Here is a 23,427-nt window from a genome sequence, read left to right on the forward strand (position 1 = left end):
CCAGACCCGGCCGCGCGCTGCGCTACGCCAAAAGGCTCCGCACGCGGCCTCTTACACCACCCCGAGGGGCACTACCTGATTTCGCTTTTGGCTGTGGGAAATGAGTGTGATGCGTATACATTTCTTGGTCAGACAGCAAGAATAAGAGTGGACGTGACGCGGTTTTGCCTCGCCTGTTTGATGAACCCAAGCCCTGCTTGAGCCGCGATCCGCTGTAGTGGGGAAGGCACCGTGAGACCCCTGCGCCGGGTTTCCATCCGCTAGACCAAGCGATCCCGCACCTCTTACAGTATTGCTCAAGGGGTACGCTGACAGCTTCATGCGTTTGGTAGCATGCCGGTCCGCGATACAGATCGCTGGTCGGAGATTGCGTCTTCCCCTTTTTCCTCAAACATTTTCGCCAAAAGCGCAGCATCAACCTGCGGCGGGAACCATCCCTTGACGAGTAGCGTTTAGAACTTACATACCGACCGTCGGTTGGTAGTTGGAGGCGACATGTCGAATGAAACTGAAACCCCGGTCAGGCAGGCATCCAAGCGCACGCGCATGGCGCCAGAAATGCGGCGCGCGCAGCTGCTGGATGCGGCCCAAGGGCTGTTCTTTACCCGAGGTTGGGATGACGTGACGATTGCCGATGTGCTGTCCGAGGCCGGAATTTCCAAGGGTGGCTTCTATCACCACTTCACCGCCAAGGAAGATCTGCTTGATGGTGTGGTTGAGCGTTTCACCAATGAGGCGCTGGCTGCCGCGGATACGGCCCGCGGAGAGACGACAGGCGATGCGCTCAAACGGTTCAACGCGTTTCTGGCCGAATCGAGCCGCTGGAAGGCTGAACGAGGACCGCAACTGAAGTTCTTTCTCGATGCAGCACTTCGACCCGGCAATGACATTCTTTTTCACCGCATCACGAGCGCATCGACCGACGCCGCGCGCCCGATGTTGTGCGAGATGATCGCGGACGGAGTCCGCGAGGGCTGCTTCGACGTGCCGGATATCGATTTGGTGACCGAGATCATTCTGGCCTGCTCGCAAGGTCGCCGGGCCGCGATCGAAGAGGCAGTCTGTGCGGCCGAAAGCGGCGATCTGGATGGCGGGGCTGCTATCCTGGATGGCCGGATGGTCGCCGAAGGCGCCTTGATGGACAGGCTTCTGGGATTGCCCAAGGGGAGTATCACGCTCTCCAACCCGACTGAATATCGACTCATGCTGAGGGCGATTGTCAGCAGTTGAGGCGTGCCGGAACCGGGGCTGCGGGCTCCGGCTTACAAACTGAAAACGGAAAGGATAGATCATGATCACGGTAAAGAAGCTGAAACCCAACGTTTATGAGCTGACGCTGGGCGGCGTGCTGGAGAAATCCGATATCGGAACGATGGAGCGCGAGCTGACACCGGCGCTGAAGGGTGAAGGTCCGCTCGGCCTGATCGTGCGCGCCGAAGGCTGGCAAGACATTACGGCGGACGCCATCGCCGAAGACATGAAATTCGAGTTCGGGCTGCTGGCCCAGTGGTCGAAAATCGCCAAGATGGCGCTGGTCACCGACCTTCAGGCCTTTGGCGCGCTGATGAAGTGGATGGACCCGATCCTGCCGATGATCGAGATGAAGAGCTTTGGCTCGTCCGAGGTGGCGGCCGCCGAAGCGTTTGCCGCCGATCTGCCGCCCAAGTCGGAGGCCAAGCCCGGCCGGGGCATCACTCTTCTTTCCGATGGCAAGGACGGCCTGCTGGCCTACGAGGTCGACGGGACGATAACTGCCGCCGATGTCGACAAGGTTTTCGGCCCGCTTGAGCCGCACCTCAAGGGTGACAACAAGATCAATCTGCTTGTCCGCTTCAAGAGCTTCGAGGGGTTTGATCCTGCGCTCCTGATGGATGGCTCGCTCATGGGCTCCAAGATGAGCGCGATTTCGCATGTCGGCCGCTACGCAATTGTTGGCGCGCCAAAGTGGATGACCACGATGGTCAGCACGATGGGCAGGGTGATGCCCTTCGAGATGCGGAGTTTTGATGCATCAGAGGATGACGCTGCCTGGACCTGGGCGCGCGGCGATTGATGCGCCCCGCCGCCCGATGCCTCTGCACCGGGCGGCAATCTTTAACGTAACAGTTTTACGGGCCATTCGCCCACGGAGATCAGTCGATGAACAAGGCCAAGACGGAAGATCGCACGCCGCTTGCGTTCGAGAGCGACAAAGGCTCGAGCCGCTCGCGCTGGATTGCAGGCGGCCTGGCCGTGGCGATCGTCGGCTGGATGGGCAGTGGCTATATCCTGCCTTCGTCCGAGGCGTCGACGCCTGCGGACGGCGCGGTCAGTCGCAAGGCCGTCACCGTCGCGGTGCGCGCCTCGGTTGCCGAACAGGTCGAGCAAGTCTTCGCTGCAGAAGGTCAGGCGCTGCCGGACCGCGACACCACGATTCGCGCGGAAACCTCGGGCCAGATCGCCGAACTCCTGGTCGAGAAGGGGGCCGTCCTTGAGGCGGGGCAGGTCATCGCGCGCTTCGATACCGACGCGCGTACGTCCGATCTGGCCCGCGCTCAGGAGGAACTGAACCGCGCGCAGCGCGAGTTTGACAACGCAAGCTCGCTTGTCGAGCGCGGTGTTGCCACCGTCGACCGTGTCGCCGAGGCGCGGGCCGCTTTGGCCGCCGCCGAGGCGGGCGTCACGACGGCCGAGGAGGCCATCGACAACACGGAAATCCGCGCGCCGTTTGCCGGCCGCCTGGAATCGCTGGATATCGACACGCGCGAGGTCATCGCGACGGGCGCCGATATCGGCCGCATTGTCGACAACACGCCGCTGACGGTCCGCATTCAAATTCCGCAGCAATCGCTTCAGGATATCAAGGTGGGCCAGACGGCGGATGTGTCGTTCATCACCGGCGCGACCGGCAAGGGCGAGGTCACGTTTGTCGGCACCAGCGCCGACGCCGAGACGCGCACCTTTCTGGCCGAGGTCGAGATTGCCAACGAAGATCACGGCATTCCCGCCGGGATCAGTGCGCAACTGCGCATCCCGACCGGCCAGACGACCGCACATTTCGTCTCGCCTGCGATCCTGTCGCTGGACACGGACGGAACGCTGGGCATCAAGACAGTGAGCCCCGAGAATGTGGTGGATTTCCACGAGATCACCATCGTGCGCGCGCAGACCGATGGCATCTGGGTGGCAGGTCTGCCTGATGAGGCGCAGATCATCTCGATCGGCCAGGGCTTCGTCAATGATGGCGAGACCGTCGATCCGCAGCCCGAGAGCGACAATGAGGCAGCAGCTCAGCAAGAGCCGGTGCCGGGCGCGCCCGATGTGCAGCCCGAGACCAAGGCGAGCGGCCAGATCACCATGTCCGAGAGCGGCACTGACGGCACGGAGACGACCCAATGAACGGTATCATCGACGCGGCCTTCAGCCGTGGCCGTGTGGTGGTCATGGCTCTGATCATGATCCTGGCGGTGGGTGCCTATGCCTACATAACGATTCCCAAGGAATCCTCGCCCGAGATTCCGATCCCGATCTTCTATATCTCGACCACGCTCGACGGTATCTCGCCCGAGGATTCCGAGCGTCTCTTGGTCGAGCCGATGGAGACCGAGCTGAGCGCCATCGCTGGGCTGAAACAGATGACCGCGAATGCTGGCGAAGGCTATGCTAGCCTGCAACTTGAATTCGATCCCGGCTTTGATGCCGACGAGGCGCTGGACAAGGTCCGTGAGGGCGTTGATCGCGCGCGGCCCGAACTGCCCGAGGACGCGACCGACCCGGTCGTGACCGAGATCAATACCGCCCTCTTTCCGATCCTCACCGTCATCCTCTCGGGCCCCGTGCCCGAACGCACGCTGAACTCGCTGTCCGAGGAGCTTTCGGACCGGATCGAGGGGCTGTCGGGCGTGCTTGAGGTGGATGTCGGCGGCGCGCGCGACGAGCTCTTGGAGGTTCTGATCGATCCGACGGTGTTCGAGACGTACAACATCAGCTTCGAGGAACTCATCAGCCAGATCAATCGCAACAACCGCCTGATCGCGGCGGGTGCGATCGAAAACGGCGCGGGCCGAATCGTGCTGAAGGTGCCGGGCCTCATTGAGGATATCGAGGATGTCATGAACCTGCCCGTCAAGGTGCGCGGCGACACCGTCGTCACCTTCGGCGACGTGGCCACGATCCGACGCACCTTCGAGGACCCGACCGGATTTGCCCGCATCGACGGCCAGCCCGCTCTGGCGCTGGAAATCACCAAGCGGTCAGGATCGAACATCATCGAGACCGTCGCCGCCGTGCGCGAGCTGATCGAGGAGGAGAAGGCAGACTGGCCCGCCAGTCTGACCATCGATTACATGCAGGACGAAAGCGAGCAGGTGGAAACCATGCTCAGCGATCTGGAGGCGAATGTCATCGCCGCCGTGATCCTCGTGATGATCGTCATCGTCTGGGCGCTTGGCATCCGCTCGGCTCTGCTGGTTGGTCTTGCCATCCCCGGTGCGTTTCTGGCGGGCGTCACGGCGCTGTGGTTCATGGGCTACACGATGAATCTCGTCGTGCTCTTTTCGCTCATCCTCGTTGTGGGGATGCTGGTCGACGGCGCCATCGTCACGACCGAGCTGGCCGATCGACGCCTGCAGGAGGGGGACGCCCCCAAAGCCGCCTACGCCTTCGCTGCCAAGCGTATGGCGTGGCCGATCATCGCCTCGACGGCGACGACGCTATCTGTGTTCTTTCCGCTGCTGTTCTGGACCGGGACCGTGGGGGAGTTCATGAAATTCCTCCCCATCACCGTCATCCTGACCCTGACAGCTTCGCTTTTCATGGCGCTGGTCTTCATTCCCGTGGTGGGCGGCCTCATCGGCAAGAAGCCGCCCCAGTCGGCCAAGGACAAGGCCACGCTGCATGCCGCCGAAAAGGGAGATCCGCGCGATCTGGGTGGGTTCACCGGTGGCTATGTGAAACTGCTGCAATTCGCGATCCTGCGCCCCTGGGCGACGCTGTTGATGGCGATATCCTTTTTGCTGGCAGGCTTCGGGGCCTATGGCCAGTTCGGCAACGGCATCAGCTTCTTTCCGTCGATCGAGCCTGAATTTGCGCAAGTGCAAGTCCGCGCCCGCGACAATTTCTCGATCTATGAGAAGGACGCGCTGGTGCGCCGGGTCGAGGAGCGGCTCTATGCCTATGATGAAATCCAGTCGATCTATGCCCGCTCGGGCGGAAGCAATCAGGACGCGGCCGACCTGATCGGTACGATCCAGATCGAGTTCACCGAATGGGATACGCGCCGCACCGCCGCCGTCATCGGCGAGGAAATCCGCGCCGACATGGCCACCATCCCGGGCATCGACGTTCAGGTGCAAACCGCCTCCTCGGGCCCCTCAGCGGGCAAGCCAATCAACCTGCGCGTCCGCGCCCGCAACCCCGAGACGCAGGCCGATGCCGTCGAGCAGATCCGCGCCGCGATGACCGATATCGGCGGCTTCACGGATGTGACGGACACCCGCCCCCTGCCCGGAGTCGAGTGGCGCATCGAGGTCAATCGCTCCGAAGCCGCACGCTTTGGCGCTGATGTCTCGACGCTGGGACAAGCTGTGCAGCTGCTGACGCGCGGCATCACCGTGGCCGATTACCGCCCCGATGGCGCAGATGGCACGGTCGATATCAACGTGCGCTTCCCCTCGGATGAGCGGACGCTGGAAGAGCTGCAATCGCTGCGTGTGCCGACCTCGGCCGGCCTCGTGCCGATCTCGAATTTCGTCACCTTCGAGCCGAGTCCGCGTAGCGGCACCATCACCCGCGTCGATCAGCGCCGCGTCATCACCATCGAGGCGAATGTTGCCCCCGGCGTGCTGGTCAACGATCAGGTGACTGCGCTGCAATCGGCCATCGACACGATGGACCTGCCGGACGGGGCCGAGGCCGCCTTTGCCGGAGAGGCACAGGACCAGACCGAGTCGATGATATTCCTCGTCGGCGCCTTCATCACCGCGATCGTGCTGATGTTCATCATCCTCGTGATCCAGTTCAACAATTTCTATCAGGCCTTCGTGGTGATGAGCGCGATCATCTTTTCTATCGCGGGCGTTCTCTTTGGTCTCATCGTCACGGGCCGCCCCTTTGGCGTGGTCATGGGCGGGATCGGGGTGATCGCGCTGGCCGGGATCGTGGTGAACAACAACATCGTGCTGATCGATACCTATAACGATCTGAAAAAGTCGGGCCTATCGCCGCTCGAGGCCGCCCTCAGGACCGGCGCCCAGCGTCTGCGCCCCGTGGTGCTGACCTCGGTCACGACGGCGCTCGGTCTCATGCCCATGGTGATCGGCGTGAACCTCAACTTCTTCACGCGCGAGATTGTCTATGGCGCGCCCTCCACACAATGGTGGACCGAGCTCAGCTCGGCCATCGCCGGCGGGCTGGTGATCGCGACCGTTCTGACCCTGATCGTGACACCCGCGATGCTGATGCTGGGCGAGAAGAAAGCGCGACGCGCGAGCGCTGTGCCTGCCAGTGCCGATCAGACACCAGCATGATCGACTTGGCACGCTGACCGCAGCGCATGTCGCAATAGAGGGCTCCTCAAGGCCGGAGGCTTTGTAGCATGCCGCGAGACTGGGGAGCGCGGGGCCCTCTGGCGAGGCGGTATCTGGTATCGAGGCAATGACGCGAGGCGGGCAATTCAGTCCTGGTCTGCTGTTTTTGAGGGTTCAGTGACCGGTGATCCAGCAGGTGCAGCATGGCAAGCGCAATGGTCGTATTGATCGGCATCTAGGCAACGGCATAAGCCCAGATTCCCAGCGCGTGGGGTCAGCCGACCGGGGCGGCAGATACACCGTAGATCGCGATCAGAGTGCCGATGATCTGCCTTGCGTCCGTTGTCAGGAACAGACGCAAGTTCCGCCAGGGCTTCATCCAGAACCAGCGCGGAATGCAGGAAACGTAGATTGTCAGGTGGCCGGCAACCATCAGCTTGAGAAAGACGAGTGTCATGACCGTCAGGACCTGGATGGTCTTTGCGATCCGGAACGTGGCATAGCTTGTCATTCGTTCAAAAATCCGGCGCGCTTCTTCAACGGTTGAGGCAATGACAGACAGAGCGTTCGCGCTGCGAGCAGCGCCTCTTTTTACGTAAGCAGCACGTCATTGACCCACAGAATCGGTACGGTGCAGACCTTCGCTGTGTCAGCGCATACCGCTCAACAACGGCTTGCTTTTACGGTCGCGAAGGCCTGCTGCGCGGACTTTTCCTTACGTCGATCGTTTCTTCCACCAAGGCTTTACTGCTGTGGGCGCGGCGTTTCGGCGGTGCTTGGGGGAAGTGTCGGATAGGTTATTTCTGGCATCTCGCCGGTCAAGCTCTCAAGATATGCAACGATGCTTGTCTCTTGCTCAGGATCAAGTGTCGCCCCGAGTTGCGCGGTGCCCATTACGCCAACAGCTGTCGTAAGATCCCAAACCGAGCCCGAGTGAAAATAGGGCGGTGTCAACGTGATGTTGCGCAATGTCGGAACCTTGAAGACATAGGCATCCTCCTCGGCGCGCGTCACCTCGAAACGGCCCTTGTCGTCCGGGGGCAGGAATGCCCAATCCGGTTTCTCGACCACGCCGAAAGGCTGGTAGCTGTTGCCGCCCAGATTGATTCCACTGTGGCAAGCCGCGCAGCCCTGATCCATGAACTCTTGCAATCCGGCTTTCTGCTCGGCCGTCATCGCGGCATCATCGCCCGAGAGGAACCGGTCAAAAGGCGCATTCGGCGTGATCAGCGTAGCCTCAAAGGCAGCGATCGCCGTTTCAGCATTCGCGAAATTCACGGGTTGCTCGTCACCCGGAAAGGCCGCGGCGAAATAGGGCCCGTATCCAGGGATGCCGCGCAACTGCTCTTCCACATGCTCAGGCGTGGACCCCATCTCGACCGGGTTGACCATCGGACCACCGGCCTGTTCTTCTAGGCTTGCCGCCCGACCGTCCCAGAACTGTGCGGTGTTATAGATGGCATTCAGCACCGTCGGGGAATTGCGGCCACCCTTTTGCCAGCGATGCCCCAGAGAGACCGACGCAAGATCGGCACCGCCTGTGCCGAGGTTGTGGCAAGTGTTGCAGCTAATGTTATGGCCCTCAGATAAACGCGGCTCAAAAAACAGCATCTTGCCCAACTCGACCGCCTCGGGTGATGGGGCGGGATCGGGCACCGGCGGGATCGGCTCGAACATGGCAAGTGCTTGTTCCCGCAGATCGGCATCATCGGCAGCCAAGGCAGAATTCGCCCCGGCAAGGCCTATTGCGACAGCGGATAACGCTCGGAAATGAATGCTATATGTCATTGCGGTTCTCCTAATCGGGGTTTTGTCAAAAAATTATCGCATAGGTTGTGTGAGCCCCGTTGACAAAGATCAACTCGGTTCGCGCATAGGCGGATACTGGCCGCACCGTGGAATGCTGCCACAAAGAGCTCCAAGCGGGCGTTCCTGCTCGGCGCCATGCTTGGCTCTGGGGGATTGGAATGCGCGCTGGACCGAATCGTGCGTTCGACTTACAGTTGTATGATTGATCCATCGATATTTGTTCCTTGCAGCGGTGTCTTTCACAGCAATGGAGATGGAAATTGAGCGCCTTGATTTTCGTCCAGATACCGGCCTATCGGGATCCCGAGCTCTTGCCCACATTGCGCGGTTTGATCGAGACAGCCGATAGCCCCGAACTACTGCGCATCGTGGTTGTTTGGCAGTACGGGATCGACGAACTCTCTGTCGAAAAGCATTTGCGCGCATTTCCACAGGTCGAATTGGTGAAGGTTCCGGCCCGGTATAGCAGTGGCTGCAACTGGGCGCGTAGCCAATCCCAGCGTCGCTGGAACGGCGAGCCGTACACTCTCTTTCTGGACTCCCACCATCAATTTCAGGACGGATGGGACACCACGCTGGTCGCTTGGCATGAGGAGCTTCGCCAGTTGGGGGTGCCACGACCCATCCTGACAGGTTACATGCCGCCCTACGGCTCAGGTAGAGATCGTGAAGACACCATTCTGGACATGAATATCCACGAGCGTTTCGAGGGCTTGATCTACCGTCTCGTAGGCCACCCTGTAGCGGACACCAGACAGCTTTCGGAGCCGTTTCCCGGACGTTTCGCGTCGCTCCATTTCCTTTTTGCAGATGGCAGGTTCAACGAGGATGTTCCGTTTGACCCTGACATCTATTTCTTTTCGGACGAGGCTGCGATTTCTTTGCGTGCTTATACCCATGGCTATGATCTGTTTCAGCCGCATCGCATCGTAGGCTGGCATCTCTATGATCGCACGACGCGCGGCACGCATTGGAACGATCATTCGGATTGGCCGAAGCAGCACCAGAGGTCGATGATCCGACTTCGCGACCTGTACCGCGGTGAACTCAGGGGCGATCTCGGCATAGGATCCCAACGTTCGGTCGCGGACTATGAGGCATATATCGGAGCGCCGCTTATTACTTCCTGACACACCCTTTCATAATAATGGATCGAAGCGATGGTTGACGAAGCGATTGTAAAGAAAATCATTGGGAAACACGGGCCGATAATCGATATCGGTGAGAACCCGGGTGTACTTGATGAACTACTTCGGGATCTAAGCGCGGCAAAGCCTGCAGATGCGGCCACGCAACCCGCCCCGTTTGGTGTCTCATGGATGGACTCATGGGTCGCCCACTGGACTCTTGCGGAAAAGGCCAAGAAAGCGTCTTCAGGCGCGTCCGAAGTCAACGAGCTGCTTCGCGCTCTCACTGACCTGAAATTTGAAGAGCGCTTGCGCGACATCCGTGATTTTGTCCAAATCAATCGTGGCGAGCTGGCAGAGCCGCCGGACGGGGGACCACCTGAACCAGGGGTTCCGCCTTCGCCCGGGCCATCGAGCTTGGCATCAGGTTTTGGACACGGTTTAGGCGCAGTGCCCGATGCCGGCCCACCGCCACCCGAGCCGCCGGATGGGGGGCCGCCGGAGCCCGGCGTCCCGCCTTCTCCCGGACCCTCGCCAGGCCCGGACAGCTTCGACGTTTTTGGCGAGAACCCGTGGATCCTCTACTGGTTCGTCTCGATCAAGGCGCCAATGCTCCTTGATGTGATTGATCTGCACCTGACGCGGCGGCTGGAGGAAATGGTCCAGAAGTAGTCGGCCTGCTGTTGCCGGATGCCATATGCGAAACGAGGTGCGAGCTAGCCGATATGTACAAGGTGTACCGTAACGTTCTTGGACCCAAGGTGAATCGGGCAATCTACGACTTCGCTTTGGAGCAGAGCCCCAAATATTCGCGTTCGAAGGTCAATTCGACGAGTTCGGCATACAGCGATTGGCGCCGATCCACCTTGATCTATGGTGAGGACATAGAGCGTGCAGCGGGACCGGTCGAAACCTTCGTTCGGCAGAACCTGGTCACTGTGCTGCAGGATATCTCGCTCGCACCCTTCGACGTCAGCGGGCTTGAGGTTCAACTTACCAGCCACAATGACGGTGAGTATTTCCATTGGCATACCGACAACGGCTCGCCCAAAACCGCTTCGCGTACCCTGACTTTCGTCTATTATTTTCATAGCATACCGAAGTCTTTCGAAGGCGGAGAACTCATCCTCTATGATGACGACGGATCTTCGGTCGCAGTCGCGCCGGATAACGATACGATTGTCTTTTTCCCATCTGGGACCAAGCACGAGGTTCGAACCATCAGCTGCCCCAGCAAGCGCTTCTGCGACGGTCGTTTTACGATAAACGGCTGGGTTCACCGACCGCGCATGCGCCGCAGTACTGACTACTTCGACGCCAAGATTTTTGGATCAAGAAAAGCGCCCGGTCACTCAAAACCATTTGCGTCGGCTCGGCCTATTCATTCGGAAAGTCGAGAAAGGGGCGAGGACGAAACGCGCCAGTTGCAGGATTATGCTGCGGGTATGTTCTTCGCACTAGGCGATCTGCGCCAGGGATCGGGAACGCGCCCCGAACTTCAGATTTGCGTTGATATCGACGCACAAAGCTTCTTCCGCGATTTCTATTTCAAAAACACGCCGGTACTCATCAAGGGAGCGATCGCCTCGTCGCCGGCAGTGCGAGATTGGTCCCTGGAGTACCTCGAGCGAGAGTTTGGAGATGTGTCCGTGCCGATAACAAGCGGGCGCGCGCAGAATGCAGACTATGAACTGAACTTCGCCAAGTCCGTAGAGCAGACGACCATGAGGGACCTCGTCCACAGGTTACGAGAGGAACCCGAGTCAAATGACTACTATCTGGTTGCCCGAAACAACGCGCTTGCGCATCCGGCTCTGCGGCCGCTGAGGGATCAGATTACGCCGCCGTCCGACATCATTCGGACAGAAGATGAGCGTGCGGCGGCCGTAAAGCTGTGGCTGGGTCCGAAGGGGACGGTCACGCCGCTGCATTACGACAAGCACTCGATCCTCTTCGCGCAAATCATGGGTCGCAAGAATTTCAAACTTATCTCGCCATTCGACGCACCATCCCTTGCCATGCGCCAGCGTTACTACAGCGAAATAGACCTGCGAGAGCCTGATCTGGGGCGCCACCCGAATTTCGCCCAAGTCGCGGTTCTTGATGCAATCGTCGAGCCTGGTGACGTCCTTTTTCTTCCGGTCGGATGGTGGCATTGGGCCGAAGCGCTCGACATCAGCGCCTCAGCGACCTTCTCGAGCTTTCGCGTCGAAAATGGTAACACCATACTAAGGTTGCCCGGCGTCGACCGAGACTAGCTTATGTGCGCCCGACGGCGGCGTTGATACGCGCGAAGGTCTTGAGTGCCTGCGCGACGACCTGGTCCATGTTGTAGTAGCGATACGTAGCAAGGCGCCCCACGAACCAGACGTCCGGTGTGCGGCGCGCCACCTCTCGGTAGCGCAGATACTTTTGGTGATTTGCCCTTCGCGGGATGGGGTAGAAGGGCGGACCTTGAACGGCTGGGTATTCGTAAGTCAGCGTGGTCTTGCGATGGATCTGACCCGTAAGATGCTTATGCTCGGTAACACGAAGATACGGTTCGCTTCCGGGATAGTTCACAACTGCTGCCAGCTGAAACTGCCGGGTCTCCAGCGTCACGCGTCGGAACTCTAGCGAGCGATAGGGAAGGGGCCCGAAGCGATAATTAAAGTAAGAGTCAATCGGACCGGTGAACACCAGTCGGCGGAACCGTATCCTCGAATGCTTCAGTTCAGCCCAGTCGGTGTCCAGCGCGAAATCGATCTTCGGATGGTCTGTCATACGCAAAAACATCGCAGAATATCCATTGATCGGCATTTGCTGGAACCGGTCGGAGAAATAACGGTCATCGCGGGACATTCGAAGAGGGATGCGGGATGCAACCGATTTATCAAGATCTGCAGCGTCGATGCCCCAGGCTTTGCGCGTGTAGCCCTCGAAGAAGATCTCGTAGAGCTCCCGCCCGACGGTGGCCAGAAAGTGGTCCTTGGCCGAACGGACGTCTTTTACGGCCTCGCGCCGTGCCTCAATGAAACGCTCCATCCCTGAGACATCAAGATCGAGATCGTAGAGCGCGTTGATCGTGTCCAAGTTGATTGGAAACGGCAGATACCTGCCATTGACATGGGACAGGACGCGATGCTCGTAGGGGCGCCAGTGCGTCCATTGCGACAGGTAGTCGAACACGGACGCAGCGTTCGTGTGAAAGATATGCGGCCCGTATTCGTGCACGAGAATACCGTGCTCATCGTGCCGGTCATGGGCATTTCCCCCAAGATGTGACCGCCGGTCCACCAGCAGCACCCTCTCGCCACGCACCGTGGCGATCCTCTCGGCGAGTACGCTGCCGGCAAAGCCGGCGCCGATGACGACCCATTCGTACACTTCAGCCCGGCGCCTCCTTGTCGTCATCGTCTGAACGTACGTTAGCTCCGACGGATTGGGCGATTTACTGCCGCTTTTGTTTTCTCTGGAGTCGACATCCAAGGCCGCCCGGCGTGGCGACATCGGAAAACAAAAGCGACAGCGGGAAAAGCCCGATCGCCCGGGAAATATTAAGCGGCCTGGCCCATTGCCAGATCAACTCATTTTGCAAAGACAAACTCGATTTCCGATTGGGCCGGATACTCCAGTTCTTTCATCATACAGTTTTCCGATCCGACCACAGTTGCGCCAAGGATCGGGTTCATTTCTTCGCTTGGTTTGGCACCTCCCGTTCTTTCGGAATGCGCGCAGATTTCAACAAAGTAGAGCCCAGCACTGCTTGGTTTCGCGGTGTCGCAAACTTGAATGTTGGAGTCGCGGCAACTTCGATAGGTCGCTACCATCTCGGATCCTGACCAAGTGAGACGAACCGTGTCTTGATCGCCAAGGCGGAAAACGGCTGGACCCGGTTTTCGGCAGTCGACCTGCTGAACAGGTCCGGATGCGGGGCACCAATTCGGACAGAACTTGTTCTCCGGCAAATCCAGCATTTTTCGACGACCACACATCTCGGTGTAGAGAGTGAACGGAATACGCGGCTGGGCTGACGTGATCTCGAAATAAAGAGGCGCTCCGGTCCTGTTGCGAACTATGAAGTCAACCGAGCCTTTGGTGTTCGCTTGAGCGGATGTCAGGGGGTTCCCTGATCCAGTCCACCAAGATGATCCCAGATCGAAACATGCGGGCCCAGCAGGAATTCCACAGGAACCCCGCCAAGGCACGCAGGCCGATCCTTCGGGGCATGCAACGTTTTGGCAGCAGTCTGCTCCGATGCATTCGGGTACACAGATGTCGCGGATCATGTCGCATACCTGCCGTGATTCGCAGCTCTCCAGATCCAGGCCGATATCACAATTGCGCTGTCGGCAAAGGTCATTGCCAGCGGCCATGGCCACGTCAGCGCCGAGAAGAGGCACCAAGACCAAGAGCATCAGCATTTTCCGGATCGGTCGCATCGAACACCATTACTCCTGTTGTTTGGTTTGCAGGTTCGATTGCAGATCCAATTCGCCTTCAGAAGATCACCCGTGAGTGTAGCGGGCGTTCCTCCGACAGCAGAAGAATATGACGAACAGCGCCAGGATAAGCGCAAGTGCCAGCAAGATCAGAAGGATCTTCCAGTAGTCCTGCCACCATGGCGTGTCGCTATCCGGACCGTCTTCGGGATTTGGTTCGATGTCGCCGGGATCGTTCACTGCGGCGGAAACGACATACTGCCTCGTGATCCTTGGGCTTGGTGTGGGCGCCGGCACAGTGTCGGCAGACCGGAAATCGACAAGGCTGTCCAACGGCGCTGTCCACCCCTCAATATCGGCGCGGATGTCAAAGGTATAGGCGCCCTTGAGCTGAGTATTGGTGTAGAGGCCGGTGAAAATCCCGTCCCGCGGGACGTCGTCTCCGAGCCCTGTTGCGTCGCGGCCCTGGTCAGTTAACTCGAGAACATCTTCCGACCCATCCGGGCGGATCACCCGAGCCTGGATGACTTCCGTCGGATGGCTCAAAGCGCCCTCAGGCCCATGGGGAAAGGCGCTGATCCTGATGGCTTCGCCGGGCCTCACGGTAGGCCGCGACACGCCGGCCGGGAACTGGATCAGACGATTGAACGAGAACGCCTTGAGTACGAAAGGGCTGTCGATGAAAACGTCGCCGCCAACACTTATCCGGACAAGCCAGTCGCCGGACACGGGCTCTGCTATGCGCACATATCGGCCCTGCGGCATCGGTTGGCTGTCATAGCTGTTGCCGTCCGGATCCGTGACGGTCATGTTGGCGCTGGCGCTTGATTGGTCCCAGTTCAGCGTGAAACTCACCGCCTCCGAGCCCGGCTCGACATACATGGTTGCCTCGGTGCGCTTGCTGAGAGTGCCGGTTGTCGAGGCGATCTGCTGATACCCGGCGCCGCGTTCGTGAAGCTCTACAAAGGCTTCCGGAAGCGCCGCGGCGTCCGAGGAATCGACGTAGTGACCTCCTGTCCCGCTGGCGATCTCAGAGCATTGCGATGCCAGCCCTTGGTCGCTGCCGGTGCAGGTGACGTAGACGGGAACGCCATCGTTCAGAAGATCCGCAATTTTTGCCTGCAGATCGGCATCGGCAGTGGTCTGGGGAGAGGGCCGGTTGTTGAGTCCGTCGGTCATGAGCACGATGTAGGTATTCCCCGTGACCCCACCGGCCGTCGTGATCATGTCGCGCGCTTTCTGAAGGCCAGCACCGATATTAGTCCAATTGTTCGGCGCCAGACCGTCGATCGCATTGTTCCAACTCGAGCGGTCTGCCCCGAGTGCCGCGATCGGCACATTTGCCCGGCCGCTGCTGCTGTCTGCATTGTCGGAATACGATACGACCCCCAATTCGGTGCCCGTCTCCGCGAGGGCGACGAAATCCTTGGCGGCAACCTTCAGGCGCTCCATTCGGGAGGGGGCTTCCTTGTTCATGCTGTTCGACTCGTCCAGAACCAGAACGACCCTCCTTGTATCGCTTGTCCTGACAAATTTGGTGAGGTTGGCAGCCGCCCCGCCCGCTGCGGCATCCGGCGCGGCTGCGGGTTTGACGAACGCGTTCGGCCAAGACCAGACCACCTGATCCCAGACCGATCTGTTAGAGCGGCATTGCGACTGTTCGGTGGTGTTGTCAGCGTCGTGAATGCCACCGGTGACATCCGCCGGATCAGTCGCGTCGCCCTGTCCCCAGCAGTATTCACTGAAGGGACCATCGGCGCCGCCGGTTCCTCCCGCATCCATCAGCGACGCCTGCTCACCTGTGGCAATCGTTGCAGCTGTCGGGCAGGAATCTGCTACAACCGCGTTGAGGCATCCAGGGCGCGCCTCGTATTCGTCCCGCGCATCGAAGACGAGGTGCGTGAATTCGTGCGCAAAGCTCTCACCAGGGGCCGCTGCGGCCAGAATGTTGTTGATCGACACGTGGATGCTGCCGCCGGTCTTCCAACTGCCGGTGTTTGCCTTCCACCAGACGCTGCCGCAGGTTGCGGGCGATGGGTTGGGCGGGTTTGGGGGGCAATCGTTGTCGGTCGCGCAAGCGTTATAAATCGCAGGCCCTTCGAGGCAGACGCTGGGCGTATGGACGCGCAGGTCCGCTTCCGCGGTGCCAAAGGCGTTGTTGTGGATGGTTGCCTGTCCGATTTCGGCCTGACCATCGGTGACATCAAACAGCATTGCCGATCCTGCGCTGATCATGTTCTCGATCGCGGTGAGATCGGCGTTCGAGGCGTCGTAGTGGACGGCCACGGAGATATTAAAGACGTTACGATCGACGCAGGTCGATGCGGGGCAATCGGCATCTTCGTTACAAAGATCGCCGGCGCTTGGGCCGCCGATGCACTGCCGCCGCGCCACAGGGGCCGCGCGGCCCTCGATCTCACCAAAGGCTGTGCCCTGCGCCAGCGCCAACCCTGTGGCGAGAGGCAATCCCAAAACCGCAGCCATAATCATTGCGAGGAATTTCGCGATCTTCATAATCAAGCCCTCCTGCAAATTGAATTTTGGTCTGGATTTCAGGCCGGATGACGGCACTTTTCCACTTGAAAAGGGCACTCACTCCCTTGCCAACGTCCCAGATATCTTAACGCGTTATCTATCGACTATGGCACCTCTGGGTTGTGTTGTGATTGACTGATGTCAACGCCACCGCGAGCCGATGTTGCCAGTTTTGGCTGATGATGGGTCAGCGCCGAGCCGCGTCTTTCTTCTCGCGCTCCATGATGGTACCCATCCCGGTCTCCTTTTGGATTGTTGTGCCGATGTTCGGGAGGCGAGGCTTCGGATGAGCCGGAGAGCGGTACAACACTTTGGGTTCGGTGCAACATCTTGTTGCACCACCCCCATAAACGGGGGCAAAAGGATCCAAAATTGAGGAACGCCAGTCAGGTGAGAATGAGCGCAGCGCCATTAAAACAAGAGGTTTCGGACGTCCAGTGGTCCGCGCGGCTCAGCGTGGCGCCGATGATGGACTGGACCGACCGTCATTGCCGCCATCTGCACCGCCTGCTCAGCCGCCAGGCGCTGCTTTATACCGAGATGGTGACCGCGCCCGCTCTGGTGCAGGGCGGGGCGGTGCATCTGCTGAATCATGGGGCTGCCGAGCATCCTGTTGCGCTGCAGTTGGGCGGCTCGGACCCGGCGGAGTTGGCCGAGGCGGCGCGGCTGGGCGATGCGGCGGGCTATCGCGAGATCAACCTCAATGTCGGGTGTCCCAGCGACCGGGTGCAATCTGGCACGTTCGGGGCGGTGCTGATGAAATCGCCGGACCTTGTGGCCGCGTGCTGCGCCGCGATGCGGGCGGTCACCTCCCTGCCGGTGACGGTGAAATGCCGCATCGGCGTGGATGATCAGGACCCGCGCCACATCTTGCCCGATTTCATCGAACGCGTGGCGGAGGTGGGCGTCAGCCGGATGACGGTCCATGCGCGCATGGCCTGGCTTCAGGGACTGAGCCCCAAGGAAAACCGCGATATCCCCCCGCTGGATTATCCCTTGGTGCACGAGATGAAGGCGCGTTTTCCCGCGCTGCACCTGTCGGTCAATGGCGGGATCGACAGCCTTGATGCGGTAGAGGCGCATCTGGAGGCCGGGATGGACGGCGTGATGGTGGGCCGCGCGGCCTATCATGCGCCCGCTCAGATCCTTTGCGCCGCGGATCGCCGCATCTTCGGCGAAGGGGGGCCTGACACACGGCCCGAGGACGCGGCGCGCGCGATGATGGATTACGCCGAGGCGCATCTGGCGTCAGGCGGACGGCTGAACCAGATCACGCGGCACATGCTGGGCCTTTTCGCCGGGCGCCCCGGCGCGCGGGCATGGCGGCGCATGCTGTCCGAGGGCGCGCATCTGCCGGGCGCCGGCCCCGAGTTGATCGAGACGGCGCTGGCCCGCGTGGACGAGGCGCAGGCGGCCTGAGTTTCCGTTTGCGCCCGTGCGGCAAACCCGGTCTAGTCCGCGCCAACGTCCAAGCGAGGAGCCGCCGCCATGCCCGATCCCACCCTTTTGCTGGCCATGACGGCCATGCTTCTGGCCATTGGCGCCTTTGCGGGGGTGTTGGCGGGGCTCTTGGGCGTGGGCGGCGGCATCATTCTGGTGCCGGCGTTTTTCTATGCCTTCACTGTGCTAGGCTATGGCGGGCCGCAACTGATGCAGGTCTGCCTTGCCACGTCGCTGGCGACGATCATCGTCACCTCGGCGCGCTCGGTTCTGGCGCATCATCGCAAGGGGGCGGTCGACTGGACGATCCTGCGCACATGGGCGCCGGGCATCGCCATCGGGGCGGTGCTGGGCGTGGTTGTGGCGTCCAGTCTGCGGTCCAGCACGCTGCAGGGGATATTCGGCGGTTTGGCATTCTGCGTTGGCATCTACATGACCTTCGGCCGGTCCCACTGGCGACTGGGCGAGGCGATGCCCGGCGGGCTGATGCGGGCCGTCATGTCGCCTGTCGTCGGCTTCCTATCGGTGCTGATGGGCATCGGTGGCGGCAGTTTCGGCGTACCTTTGATGAGCCTTCATGCCGTGCCCATCCACCGCGCCGTTGCCACGGCCGCCGGGTTTGGCGCAGCCATCGCGGTGCCCTCGGTCATCGGGTTCCTGATGGTCGATGTCGCGCCCGAGGGGCGGCCACCCTACACGCTGGGCGCGGTCAACGGGCCTGCCTTTCTGATCGTGATCGCCATGACGCTGATAACCGCGCCACTGGGGGCCAGGCTGGCCCATGCGATGGACCCAAAGCGGCTGAAACGGGTGTTCGGTGTCTTCCTCACGCTGATCGCGCTTAACATGCTGCGCAAGGCGCTGGGCTGGTGAGCGCGGCGGCGGATACGCTGTCGCAGAAGGGCTGGGTTCGTTTTGCCCATGATGCCGGGGTGGCGCGCTGGGCCGAGGCCGCGAAGGCGGCGGCGCTGGAGCGCATGGCCGATCCCGCGCACCGCGCCGAATGGCTGCAATGCGGCGGCACCTGGTTCGTCGGCGTGGATACCCTGCCAAACGATGCGCGCGGCGTGGTCGCGGGCAGTGGGCCGCTGACCGGGCCGGGATATGACGCGGCGCGCAGTCTTTATGGCATTCTGCCGCTGCATGCGGGGCAGGTCTCGGTGACATGGCCGGGCTATCCCAAACCGCGCAAGAATGAGGGCGAGGCGGCTTTTCGGTACCGCAAGCGGCGCGATGCGGCGCATGTGGACGGCCTTCTGGCGATCGGGGCGGACCGCGCCCGGATGTTGAAAGAGCGGCACGCCTATATCCTCGGTCTGCCTCTGACCGCGGTGGGCGAGGGGGCCAGCCCCCTGACGGTGTGGGAGGGTAGCCACGAGGTGATGCGCGCGGCCTTTGCCAAGGCGCTTGGCGGCATTGCCCCCGAGGCATGGGACGAGGTCGATCTGACCGAAATCTACAAGGCCGCCCGGCGCGACGTGTTCGACCGCTGCGTGCGCGCCGTGCTGCCTGTCCAGCCGGGCGAGGCGGTGCTGGTGCACCGGTTGGCACTGCACGGCGTCGCCCCCTGGCAAGAGGGCGCGGTGGCCCCGCCGGAGGGCCGCATGATCGCCTATTTCCGCCCCGAGTTCCAACGCTTGGGCGACGATTGGCTGACCGCGCCCTGAGACACGCTCTTGTCTTGATCGGGCGGCGCGCATAGGCTCGCCGCGATCATTCCAGGGAGGAGCCTCATGCCTGAACGCCGCGTCCATTTCACCGCACTCGCCGCTGTCCTGTCGCTGACGCTGGGCAGTACCGCCGGGGTATCTCTGGCGCAAACCGGCCTGTCTCTGCCGCTGACGCTGGGGCCGGACGGGTCGGTCAATTCGGTGGCCTATAGCTGCGGCGACGGGACCGATCTGGTGGTGCAATATGTCAATGCAGGTTCGAACAACCTCGCGCTGATCCCGCTCAAGGGCGAGACGCGGATCTTTGTCGGCGTCATCTCGGGCTCGGGCGCGCGCTATGTGTCGGGTGCGTCCGAATGGTGGACCAAGGGCGATGAGGCGCGCATGAGCGACGAGATGAGCGATGCAAAGCCGATCACCTGCACCGCCGCCGCTGAAAAATAGCTCCGGGCCTGATCAGCGGGCCTAGCTGCCGCGCTCCAGCCGGGCGGCGCGGCCGCCGCGCCGCTTGCGCAAGAGGCCAGCGCGACCCGGCAGTTCTTCCATGATGGCGGCGCGCTCGTCATTGCTCATCTTGGACCAGCGCGTGATTTCGTCGATGCTGCGCAGACAGCCGGTGCAGATGCGCGCCTCGGGATGCACCACGCAGACACGGATGCAGGGCGATTGCACCTCGTCGCGCGTCCATACCGGCGGCTCGCCCGGAAGCTCTGATCCATCCATCATTGCGCGTTCCTCATATGGCCCAAACGGTCCAGCACCCCTTGAAGGATATACGAGGCGGCGATGTTGTCGATCACCTCGGCGCGACGTTTGCGAGACGTATCCGCCTCAAGAAGGGCGCGTTCGGCGGCAACGGTGGACAAACGCTCGTCCCAATAGCCGATGGGCAGGTCCGTGAGCCGGGTGAGGTTGCGGGCAAAGGCGCGCGTCGACTGGCAGCGCGGACCCTCGCTTCCGTCCATGTTGCGCGGCAAGCCCAGGATCAGTCCGCCGATCTGCCGCGCCTCGATGATCTCCAGAAGGCGCGCGGCATCGAGGCCGAACTTGCGGCGGCGCACCGTCTCGAGGGGGCTGGCGACGGACCAGAGGCCATCGGACACCGCGACGCCGATCGTCTTGTCGCCAAGGTCCAGCCCCATCAGCGCGCGCATCGGGGGCAGGGCGGCGGCGAACTCGGCGATATCCTCAAAGATCATTCGGCGTTCCCGTCAATGCCCGCACGGGCGGCGGCGGAGTCCAGCATGGATATCGCCTCGGGGCTGCCCGCAAAGGTCACACGCGCCTCATCCAGAATGTCGCCGGCACGCTCGGTCTCGCCCAGAACACCCAGCGCCACGATCAGCTGCGCCCAATCCTCGGGCGGCCCGCCTTGCTCGGCAAGGCGCGACATGAGGCTGTCGACCATGCTGCGGATAAAGTCCTGACGGCCCTCTTCGGTCATGCCCTCGGCGGCTTCCATCTGCTCTTGTGTGGGGCCGCGCGTGGTCGAGGGGCGCGGTTCGGGGAGGGTGTAATTGATGCCGGCGCGGTCGGCCGCATCCTGGATCTGGGCGCGCAGGGGCTGGATCCAGGGGGCATCCTCGGGACTGTCCTGCAAGAGCGCCTCCCATGTGCGGAAGGCGGCATCGGGCCGGTCGACCTGCGCATAATAGACACCGAGGTAATAGCGCGCCTCAAGCTGGCCGGGGTCCATCGACAGCGCGGTGCGCAGGCTGGCCTCCGCCTCGGACGAGACATAGCCGCCCGCCGCCGTGATCAGCAGATCGGCGAGGAAGGCGTGATCAGCGGCGGTTGCCGCATCGCCCTTGGCCGCGATCAGCCGCTCCTGCGCGCTGCGCGCAGCGGCGGTATTGCCAAGGCTTGCTTCGTTGCGCGCCAGCAGGGCAAGGCCGCGCACGTCGTCCGGGCGCGCCTCGACCGCGGCGCGCAGCTGCACCATCAGCTGCGCGAAATCGTCGGGTGGCTTGATGGCCTGCTCTTCAGGTCCGAACCGCTCCTGTGCCTCGGCCTGGTCCAGGCGATCGGCCCGCGCGGCGTCCGAGGCTGCCAGCCGCCCGGCGCGCGGCTGGTCCAGATAGCCTGGCGCCCCCAGCGACCAATAGCCCAAAAGGGCGCCGCCCGTGATCCCCGCCACCAGAAGGGCCGAAAGGATCACGCCCGTGCGGCGCGGCTGCCCGCCATCCGCGCCATGGGCGCGCACCTGCGCATCGGCAGCCAGAATGCGGCGCGACACTTCGGCGCGCAGCCGGCCCGCCTCGGCCTCGGTGATGACGCCGCGGGCCAGGTCCTTTTCCACGCCGGCCAACTGCACCTGGTAGATCTCCAGATCATAGGCCGCCGGCGGTGCCGCGCTGACGCGCCCGCGCAAGAGCGCGGCGACGACCAGCGCGCTGGTTCCCAATGCCAAGGCGGCGGCGATGATCCAGAACATCATTGAGGCACTCCTGTTGTCGCAGTTCACATAACGGCGCAGCGCCCCCGGCGAAAGGGGCGATGCGCGGTGTTCATGTCGCAGGCGGCCGCCGCGCCGAGGCGTCGCGGCGCCGCCGCAATGTCGCAAACTGGGCATGCTGCGCCGCACCGCGTATGTTGCGATTTGCCGGATCGGCGCATACCCTCAGCCATCCCGCGCATCCCCGCGAATCCATGACCAGAGTGAGACCGCGCATGAAACGCTATTCCGCCTTTGCCGTCGCCCGAGAGGCGTTTCGCAACCACACCGGGTGGGAGCGCGCCTGGGCCTCGCCCGAGCCGAAGAAGAAATACGATGTCATCATCATCGGCGCGGGCGGTCATGGCCTTGCCACCGCCTATTACCTTGGCAAGAATTTCGGCATCACCAACGTGGCGGTCCTGGAAAAGGGCTGGCTCGGGGGCGGCAATACGGGCCGCAACACGACGATTATCCGGTCGAACTACCTTCAGGATCCCTCGGCCGCGATCTACGAGAAATCCCGCTCGCTCTACGAGACGATGAGCCAGGATCTCAACTACAACGTCATGTTCAGCCCGCGCGGCTGCATGATGCTGGCCCAGACCCAGCACGAGGTGCGCGGCTACGAGCGCACGGCCCATGCCAACGCGCTGCAAGGCGTCAAGACCGAGTTCATCGGCCCCCAGCGCGTCAAGCAGCTGGTCCCGATCATCAATATCGACGGCCCGCGCTACCCCGTGCTGGGCGCGCTCTGGCAGGCACGGGGCGGCACCGCGCGGCATGATGCGGTGGCCTGGGGCTATGCGCGCGCCTGCTCGGATATGGGCATGCACATCATTCAGAAATGCGAAGTGACCGGCATCGAGCAGTCGGATGGCAAGGTGACGGGCGTCAACACTAATCGCGGCACCATCGGCTGTGACAAGCTGGGCATGGTCGTCGCAGGCCATTCGGGTCATCTGGCCGACATGGCCGGTTTCCGCCTGCCGATCGAAAGCGTGTCGCTCCAGGCGCTGGTCAGCGAGCCGATCAAGCCCTGCATGGACGTGGTCGTGATGGCCAACACGGTGCATGGCTACATGAGCCAGTCTGACAAAGGCGAAATGGTCATTGGCGGCGGCACAGATGGCTACAACAACTACACTCAGCGCGGCGCGTTCCACCATATCGAAGAAACGGTGCGCGCCCTGGTCGAAACCTTCCCGATGATCGCGCGGCTCAAGATGCTGCGGCAATGGGGCGGCATCGTGGACGTGACAGGAGACCGCTCGCCGATCCTCTCGAAAACGCCGGTCGACGGCATTTTCGTCAATTGCGGCTGGGGCACCGGCGGCTTCAAGGCGATCCCCGGCTCGGGCTGGGGCTTTGCCGAACTGATGGCCAAGGGCCACTCGCCGCTCACGGATGCGTTTGGCCTCAATCGCTTCCACGAGGGCCGCTTCATCGACGAGAGCGTCGCGGCAGGGGTGGCGCATTGATGCG

Annotated in this window: 20 protein-coding genes; 12 read left to right on the plus strand and 8 right to left on the minus strand. The window is 61.9% G+C overall.

The genetic code is table 11. From position 1 onward, the window contains the following. Positions 1-495 precede the first annotated feature (495 nt). The 4 genes from ACEWPL_RS16155 to ACEWPL_RS16170 all read left to right on the plus strand — a co-directional run bounded on the left by ACEWPL_RS16155 (position 496) and on the right by ACEWPL_RS16170 (position 6,506). On the plus strand, positions 496-1,230 hold the full coding sequence (locus ACEWPL_RS16155; protein WP_393929938.1) for a TetR/AcrR family transcriptional regulator: 735 nt from the start codon (positions 496-498) through the stop codon (positions 1,228-1,230). Positions 1,231-1,291: 61 nt separating this feature from the next. Further along, positions 1,292-2,053, plus strand: coding sequence for a SpoIIAA family protein (locus ACEWPL_RS16160; RefSeq protein ID WP_393929936.1), 762 nt, complete (start codon positions 1,292-1,294; stop codon positions 2,051-2,053). Between the two features lie 86 nt (positions 2,054-2,139). Further along, complete coding sequence (locus tag ACEWPL_RS16165; RefSeq protein ID WP_393929934.1) at positions 2,140-3,378, plus strand: efflux RND transporter periplasmic adaptor subunit; 1,239 nt, start codon at positions 2,140-2,142, stop codon at positions 3,376-3,378. Further along, on the plus strand, positions 3,375-6,506 hold the full coding sequence (locus ACEWPL_RS16170) for an efflux RND transporter permease subunit (RefSeq protein WP_393929932.1): 3,132 nt from the start codon (positions 3,375-3,377) through the stop codon (positions 6,504-6,506). The genes ACEWPL_RS16165 and ACEWPL_RS16170 overlap by 4 nt, the downstream gene beginning before the upstream one ends. A 274-nt stretch (positions 6,507-6,780) precedes the next feature. Here ACEWPL_RS16170 and ACEWPL_RS16175 read toward each other — a convergent pair whose 3' ends face one another. Both ACEWPL_RS16175 and ACEWPL_RS16180 read right to left on the minus strand, forming a co-directional pair. Next, positions 6,781-7,017 carry a hypothetical protein gene (locus ACEWPL_RS16175; protein WP_393929930.1) on the minus strand — a complete coding sequence of 79 codons (237 nt, stop codon included), beginning with the start codon at positions 7,015-7,017 and terminating at the stop codon, positions 6,781-6,783. A gap of 233 nt (positions 7,018-7,250) precedes the next feature. After that, positions 7,251-8,294 carry a cytochrome-c peroxidase gene (locus ACEWPL_RS16180; RefSeq protein ID WP_393929928.1) on the minus strand — a complete coding sequence of 348 codons (1,044 nt, stop codon included), beginning with the start codon at positions 8,292-8,294 and terminating at the stop codon, positions 7,251-7,253. A gap of 281 nt (positions 8,295-8,575) precedes the next feature. Here ACEWPL_RS16180 and ACEWPL_RS16185 point away from each other — a divergent pair, with 281 nt between their 5' ends. The 3 genes from ACEWPL_RS16185 to ACEWPL_RS16195 are packed head-to-tail and all read left to right on the plus strand — an operon-like array spanning position 8,576 to position 11,700. Then, positions 8,576-9,445: a GlcNAc-transferase family protein gene (locus ACEWPL_RS16185; protein ID WP_393929926.1), complete on the plus strand. Its 870-nt coding sequence runs from the start codon at positions 8,576-8,578 to the stop codon at positions 9,443-9,445. A gap of 30 nt (positions 9,446-9,475) precedes the next feature. Then, positions 9,476-10,114, plus strand: coding sequence for a hypothetical protein (locus ACEWPL_RS16190; protein WP_393929924.1), 639 nt, complete (start codon positions 9,476-9,478; stop codon positions 10,112-10,114). 53 nt (positions 10,115-10,167) lie between these two features. Beyond that, the gene (locus tag ACEWPL_RS16195) at positions 10,168-11,700 is read left to right on the plus strand and encodes a cupin-like domain-containing protein (protein WP_393929922.1); all 1,533 of its coding nucleotides are present in this window, start codon (positions 10,168-10,170) and stop codon (positions 11,698-11,700) included. 1 nt (position 11,701) lies between these two features. On the opposite strand, the gene glf is transcribed toward ACEWPL_RS16195, so the two are convergent. From glf to ACEWPL_RS16210, 3 genes are all read right to left on the minus strand, one after another. Continuing rightward, positions 11,702-12,808, minus strand: coding sequence for a UDP-galactopyranose mutase (gene glf, locus ACEWPL_RS16200; protein ID WP_393929920.1), 1,107 nt, complete (start codon positions 12,806-12,808; stop codon positions 11,702-11,704). Positions 12,809-13,008: 200 nt separating this feature from the next. Further along, positions 13,009-13,845 carry a hypothetical protein gene (locus ACEWPL_RS16205; RefSeq protein ID WP_420744358.1) on the minus strand — a complete coding sequence of 279 codons (837 nt, stop codon included), beginning with the start codon at positions 13,843-13,845 and terminating at the stop codon, positions 13,009-13,011. 84 nt (positions 13,846-13,929) lie between these two features. After that, positions 13,930-16,377 carry a VWA domain-containing protein gene (locus tag ACEWPL_RS16210; protein ID WP_393929915.1) on the minus strand — a complete coding sequence of 816 codons (2,448 nt, stop codon included), beginning with the start codon at positions 16,375-16,377 and terminating at the stop codon, positions 13,930-13,932. Between the two features lie 417 nt (positions 16,378-16,794). Here ACEWPL_RS16210 and dusA point away from each other — a divergent pair, with 417 nt between their 5' ends. The 4 genes from dusA (at position 16,795) to ACEWPL_RS16230 (ending at position 19,952) form a co-directional block, all read left to right on the plus strand. Beyond that, positions 16,795-17,817: a tRNA dihydrouridine(20/20a) synthase DusA gene (gene dusA / locus ACEWPL_RS16215; protein ID WP_393929913.1), complete on the plus strand. Its 1,023-nt coding sequence runs from the start codon at positions 16,795-16,797 to the stop codon at positions 17,815-17,817. Positions 17,818-17,886: 69 nt separating this feature from the next. Further along, entirely contained in the window at positions 17,887-18,711 is an 825-nt protein-coding gene (locus tag ACEWPL_RS16220; protein ID WP_393929911.1) for a sulfite exporter TauE/SafE family protein, read from the plus strand. Beyond that, entirely contained in the window at positions 18,708-19,505 is a 798-nt protein-coding gene (locus ACEWPL_RS16225) for a hypothetical protein (protein ID WP_393929909.1), read from the plus strand. Before ACEWPL_RS16220 ends, ACEWPL_RS16225 begins: the two co-directional genes overlap by 4 nt. A gap of 66 nt (positions 19,506-19,571) precedes the next feature. Continuing rightward, on the plus strand, positions 19,572-19,952 hold the full coding sequence (locus tag ACEWPL_RS16230) for an MliC family protein (protein ID WP_393929907.1): 381 nt from the start codon (positions 19,572-19,574) through the stop codon (positions 19,950-19,952). 21 nt (positions 19,953-19,973) lie between these two features. On the opposite strand, the gene ACEWPL_RS16235 is transcribed toward ACEWPL_RS16230, so the two are convergent. From ACEWPL_RS16235 to ccmI, 3 genes are read right to left on the minus strand one after another with little or no spacing between them, the layout of a single operon-like run. Beyond that, positions 19,974-20,231: a DUF1289 domain-containing protein gene (locus tag ACEWPL_RS16235; RefSeq protein WP_393929942.1), complete on the minus strand. Its 258-nt coding sequence runs from the start codon at positions 20,229-20,231 to the stop codon at positions 19,974-19,976. Continuing rightward, positions 20,231-20,707 carry a Holliday junction resolvase RuvX gene (ruvX, locus tag ACEWPL_RS16240; protein ID WP_393929905.1) on the minus strand — a complete coding sequence of 159 codons (477 nt, stop codon included), beginning with the start codon at positions 20,705-20,707 and terminating at the stop codon, positions 20,231-20,233. The genes ACEWPL_RS16235 and ruvX overlap by 1 nt, the downstream gene beginning before the upstream one ends. Continuing rightward, positions 20,704-21,945: a c-type cytochrome biogenesis protein CcmI gene (gene ccmI, locus ACEWPL_RS16245; protein ID WP_393929903.1), complete on the minus strand. Its 1,242-nt coding sequence runs from the start codon at positions 21,943-21,945 to the stop codon at positions 20,704-20,706. The genes ruvX and ccmI overlap by 4 nt, the downstream gene beginning before the upstream one ends. Before the next feature lie 233 nt (positions 21,946-22,178). Between ccmI and ACEWPL_RS16250 the strand changes: the two genes are divergently transcribed. After that, positions 22,179-23,423, plus strand: coding sequence for a sarcosine oxidase subunit beta family protein (locus tag ACEWPL_RS16250; protein WP_393929901.1), 1,245 nt, complete (start codon positions 22,179-22,181; stop codon positions 23,421-23,423). Positions 23,424-23,427: the final 4 nt, after the last annotated feature.

The organism is Roseovarius roseus, from assembly GCF_043355935.2.
Taxonomy (GTDB): Bacteria; Pseudomonadota; Alphaproteobacteria; order Rhodobacterales; family Rhodobacteraceae; genus Roseovarius; species Roseovarius roseus.

Bases quoted from the DNA above. Each gene is read 5' to 3' on its own strand.
- ACEWPL_RS16155 (WP_393929938.1), top strand. From the start codon at position 496: ATGTCGAATGAAACTGAAACCCCGGTCAGGCAGGCATCCAAGCGCACG.
- ACEWPL_RS16160 (WP_393929936.1), top strand. From the start codon at position 1,292: ATGATCACGGTAAAGAAGCTGAAACCCAACGTTTATGAGCTGACGCTG.
- ACEWPL_RS16165 (WP_393929934.1), top strand. From the start codon at position 2,140: ATGAACAAGGCCAAGACGGAAGATCGCACGCCGCTTGCGTTCGAGAGC.
- ACEWPL_RS16170 (WP_393929932.1), top strand. From the start codon at position 3,375: ATGAACGGTATCATCGACGCGGCCTTCAGCCGTGGCCGTGTGGTGGTC.
- ACEWPL_RS16175 (WP_393929930.1), bottom strand. From the start codon at position 7,017: ATGACAAGCTATGCCACGTTCCGGATCGCAAAGACCATCCAGGTCCTG.
- ACEWPL_RS16180 (WP_393929928.1), bottom strand. From the start codon at position 8,294: ATGACATATAGCATTCATTTCCGAGCGTTATCCGCTGTCGCAATAGGC.
- ACEWPL_RS16190 (WP_393929924.1), top strand. From the start codon at position 9,476: ATGGTTGACGAAGCGATTGTAAAGAAAATCATTGGGAAACACGGGCCG.
- ACEWPL_RS16195 (WP_393929922.1), top strand. From the start codon at position 10,168: ATGTACAAGGTGTACCGTAACGTTCTTGGACCCAAGGTGAATCGGGCA.
- ACEWPL_RS16205 (WP_420744358.1), bottom strand. From the start codon at position 13,845: ATGCTGATGCTCTTGGTCTTGGTGCCTCTTCTCGGCGCTGACGTGGCC.
- ACEWPL_RS16210 (WP_393929915.1), bottom strand. From the start codon at position 16,377: ATGAAGATCGCGAAATTCCTCGCAATGATTATGGCTGCGGTTTTGGGA.
- dusA (WP_393929913.1), top strand. From the start codon at position 16,795: ATGAGCGCAGCGCCATTAAAACAAGAGGTTTCGGACGTCCAGTGGTCC.
- ACEWPL_RS16220 (WP_393929911.1), top strand. From the start codon at position 17,887: ATGCCCGATCCCACCCTTTTGCTGGCCATGACGGCCATGCTTCTGGCC.
- ACEWPL_RS16230 (WP_393929907.1), top strand. From the start codon at position 19,572: ATGCCTGAACGCCGCGTCCATTTCACCGCACTCGCCGCTGTCCTGTCG.
- ACEWPL_RS16235 (WP_393929942.1), bottom strand. From the start codon at position 20,231: ATGGATGGATCAGAGCTTCCGGGCGAGCCGCCGGTATGGACGCGCGAC.
- ruvX (WP_393929905.1), bottom strand. From the start codon at position 20,707: ATGATCTTTGAGGATATCGCCGAGTTCGCCGCCGCCCTGCCCCCGATG.
- ccmI (WP_393929903.1), bottom strand. From the start codon at position 21,945: ATGATGTTCTGGATCATCGCCGCCGCCTTGGCATTGGGAACCAGCGCG.
- ACEWPL_RS16250 (WP_393929901.1), top strand. From the start codon at position 22,179: ATGAAACGCTATTCCGCCTTTGCCGTCGCCCGAGAGGCGTTTCGCAAC.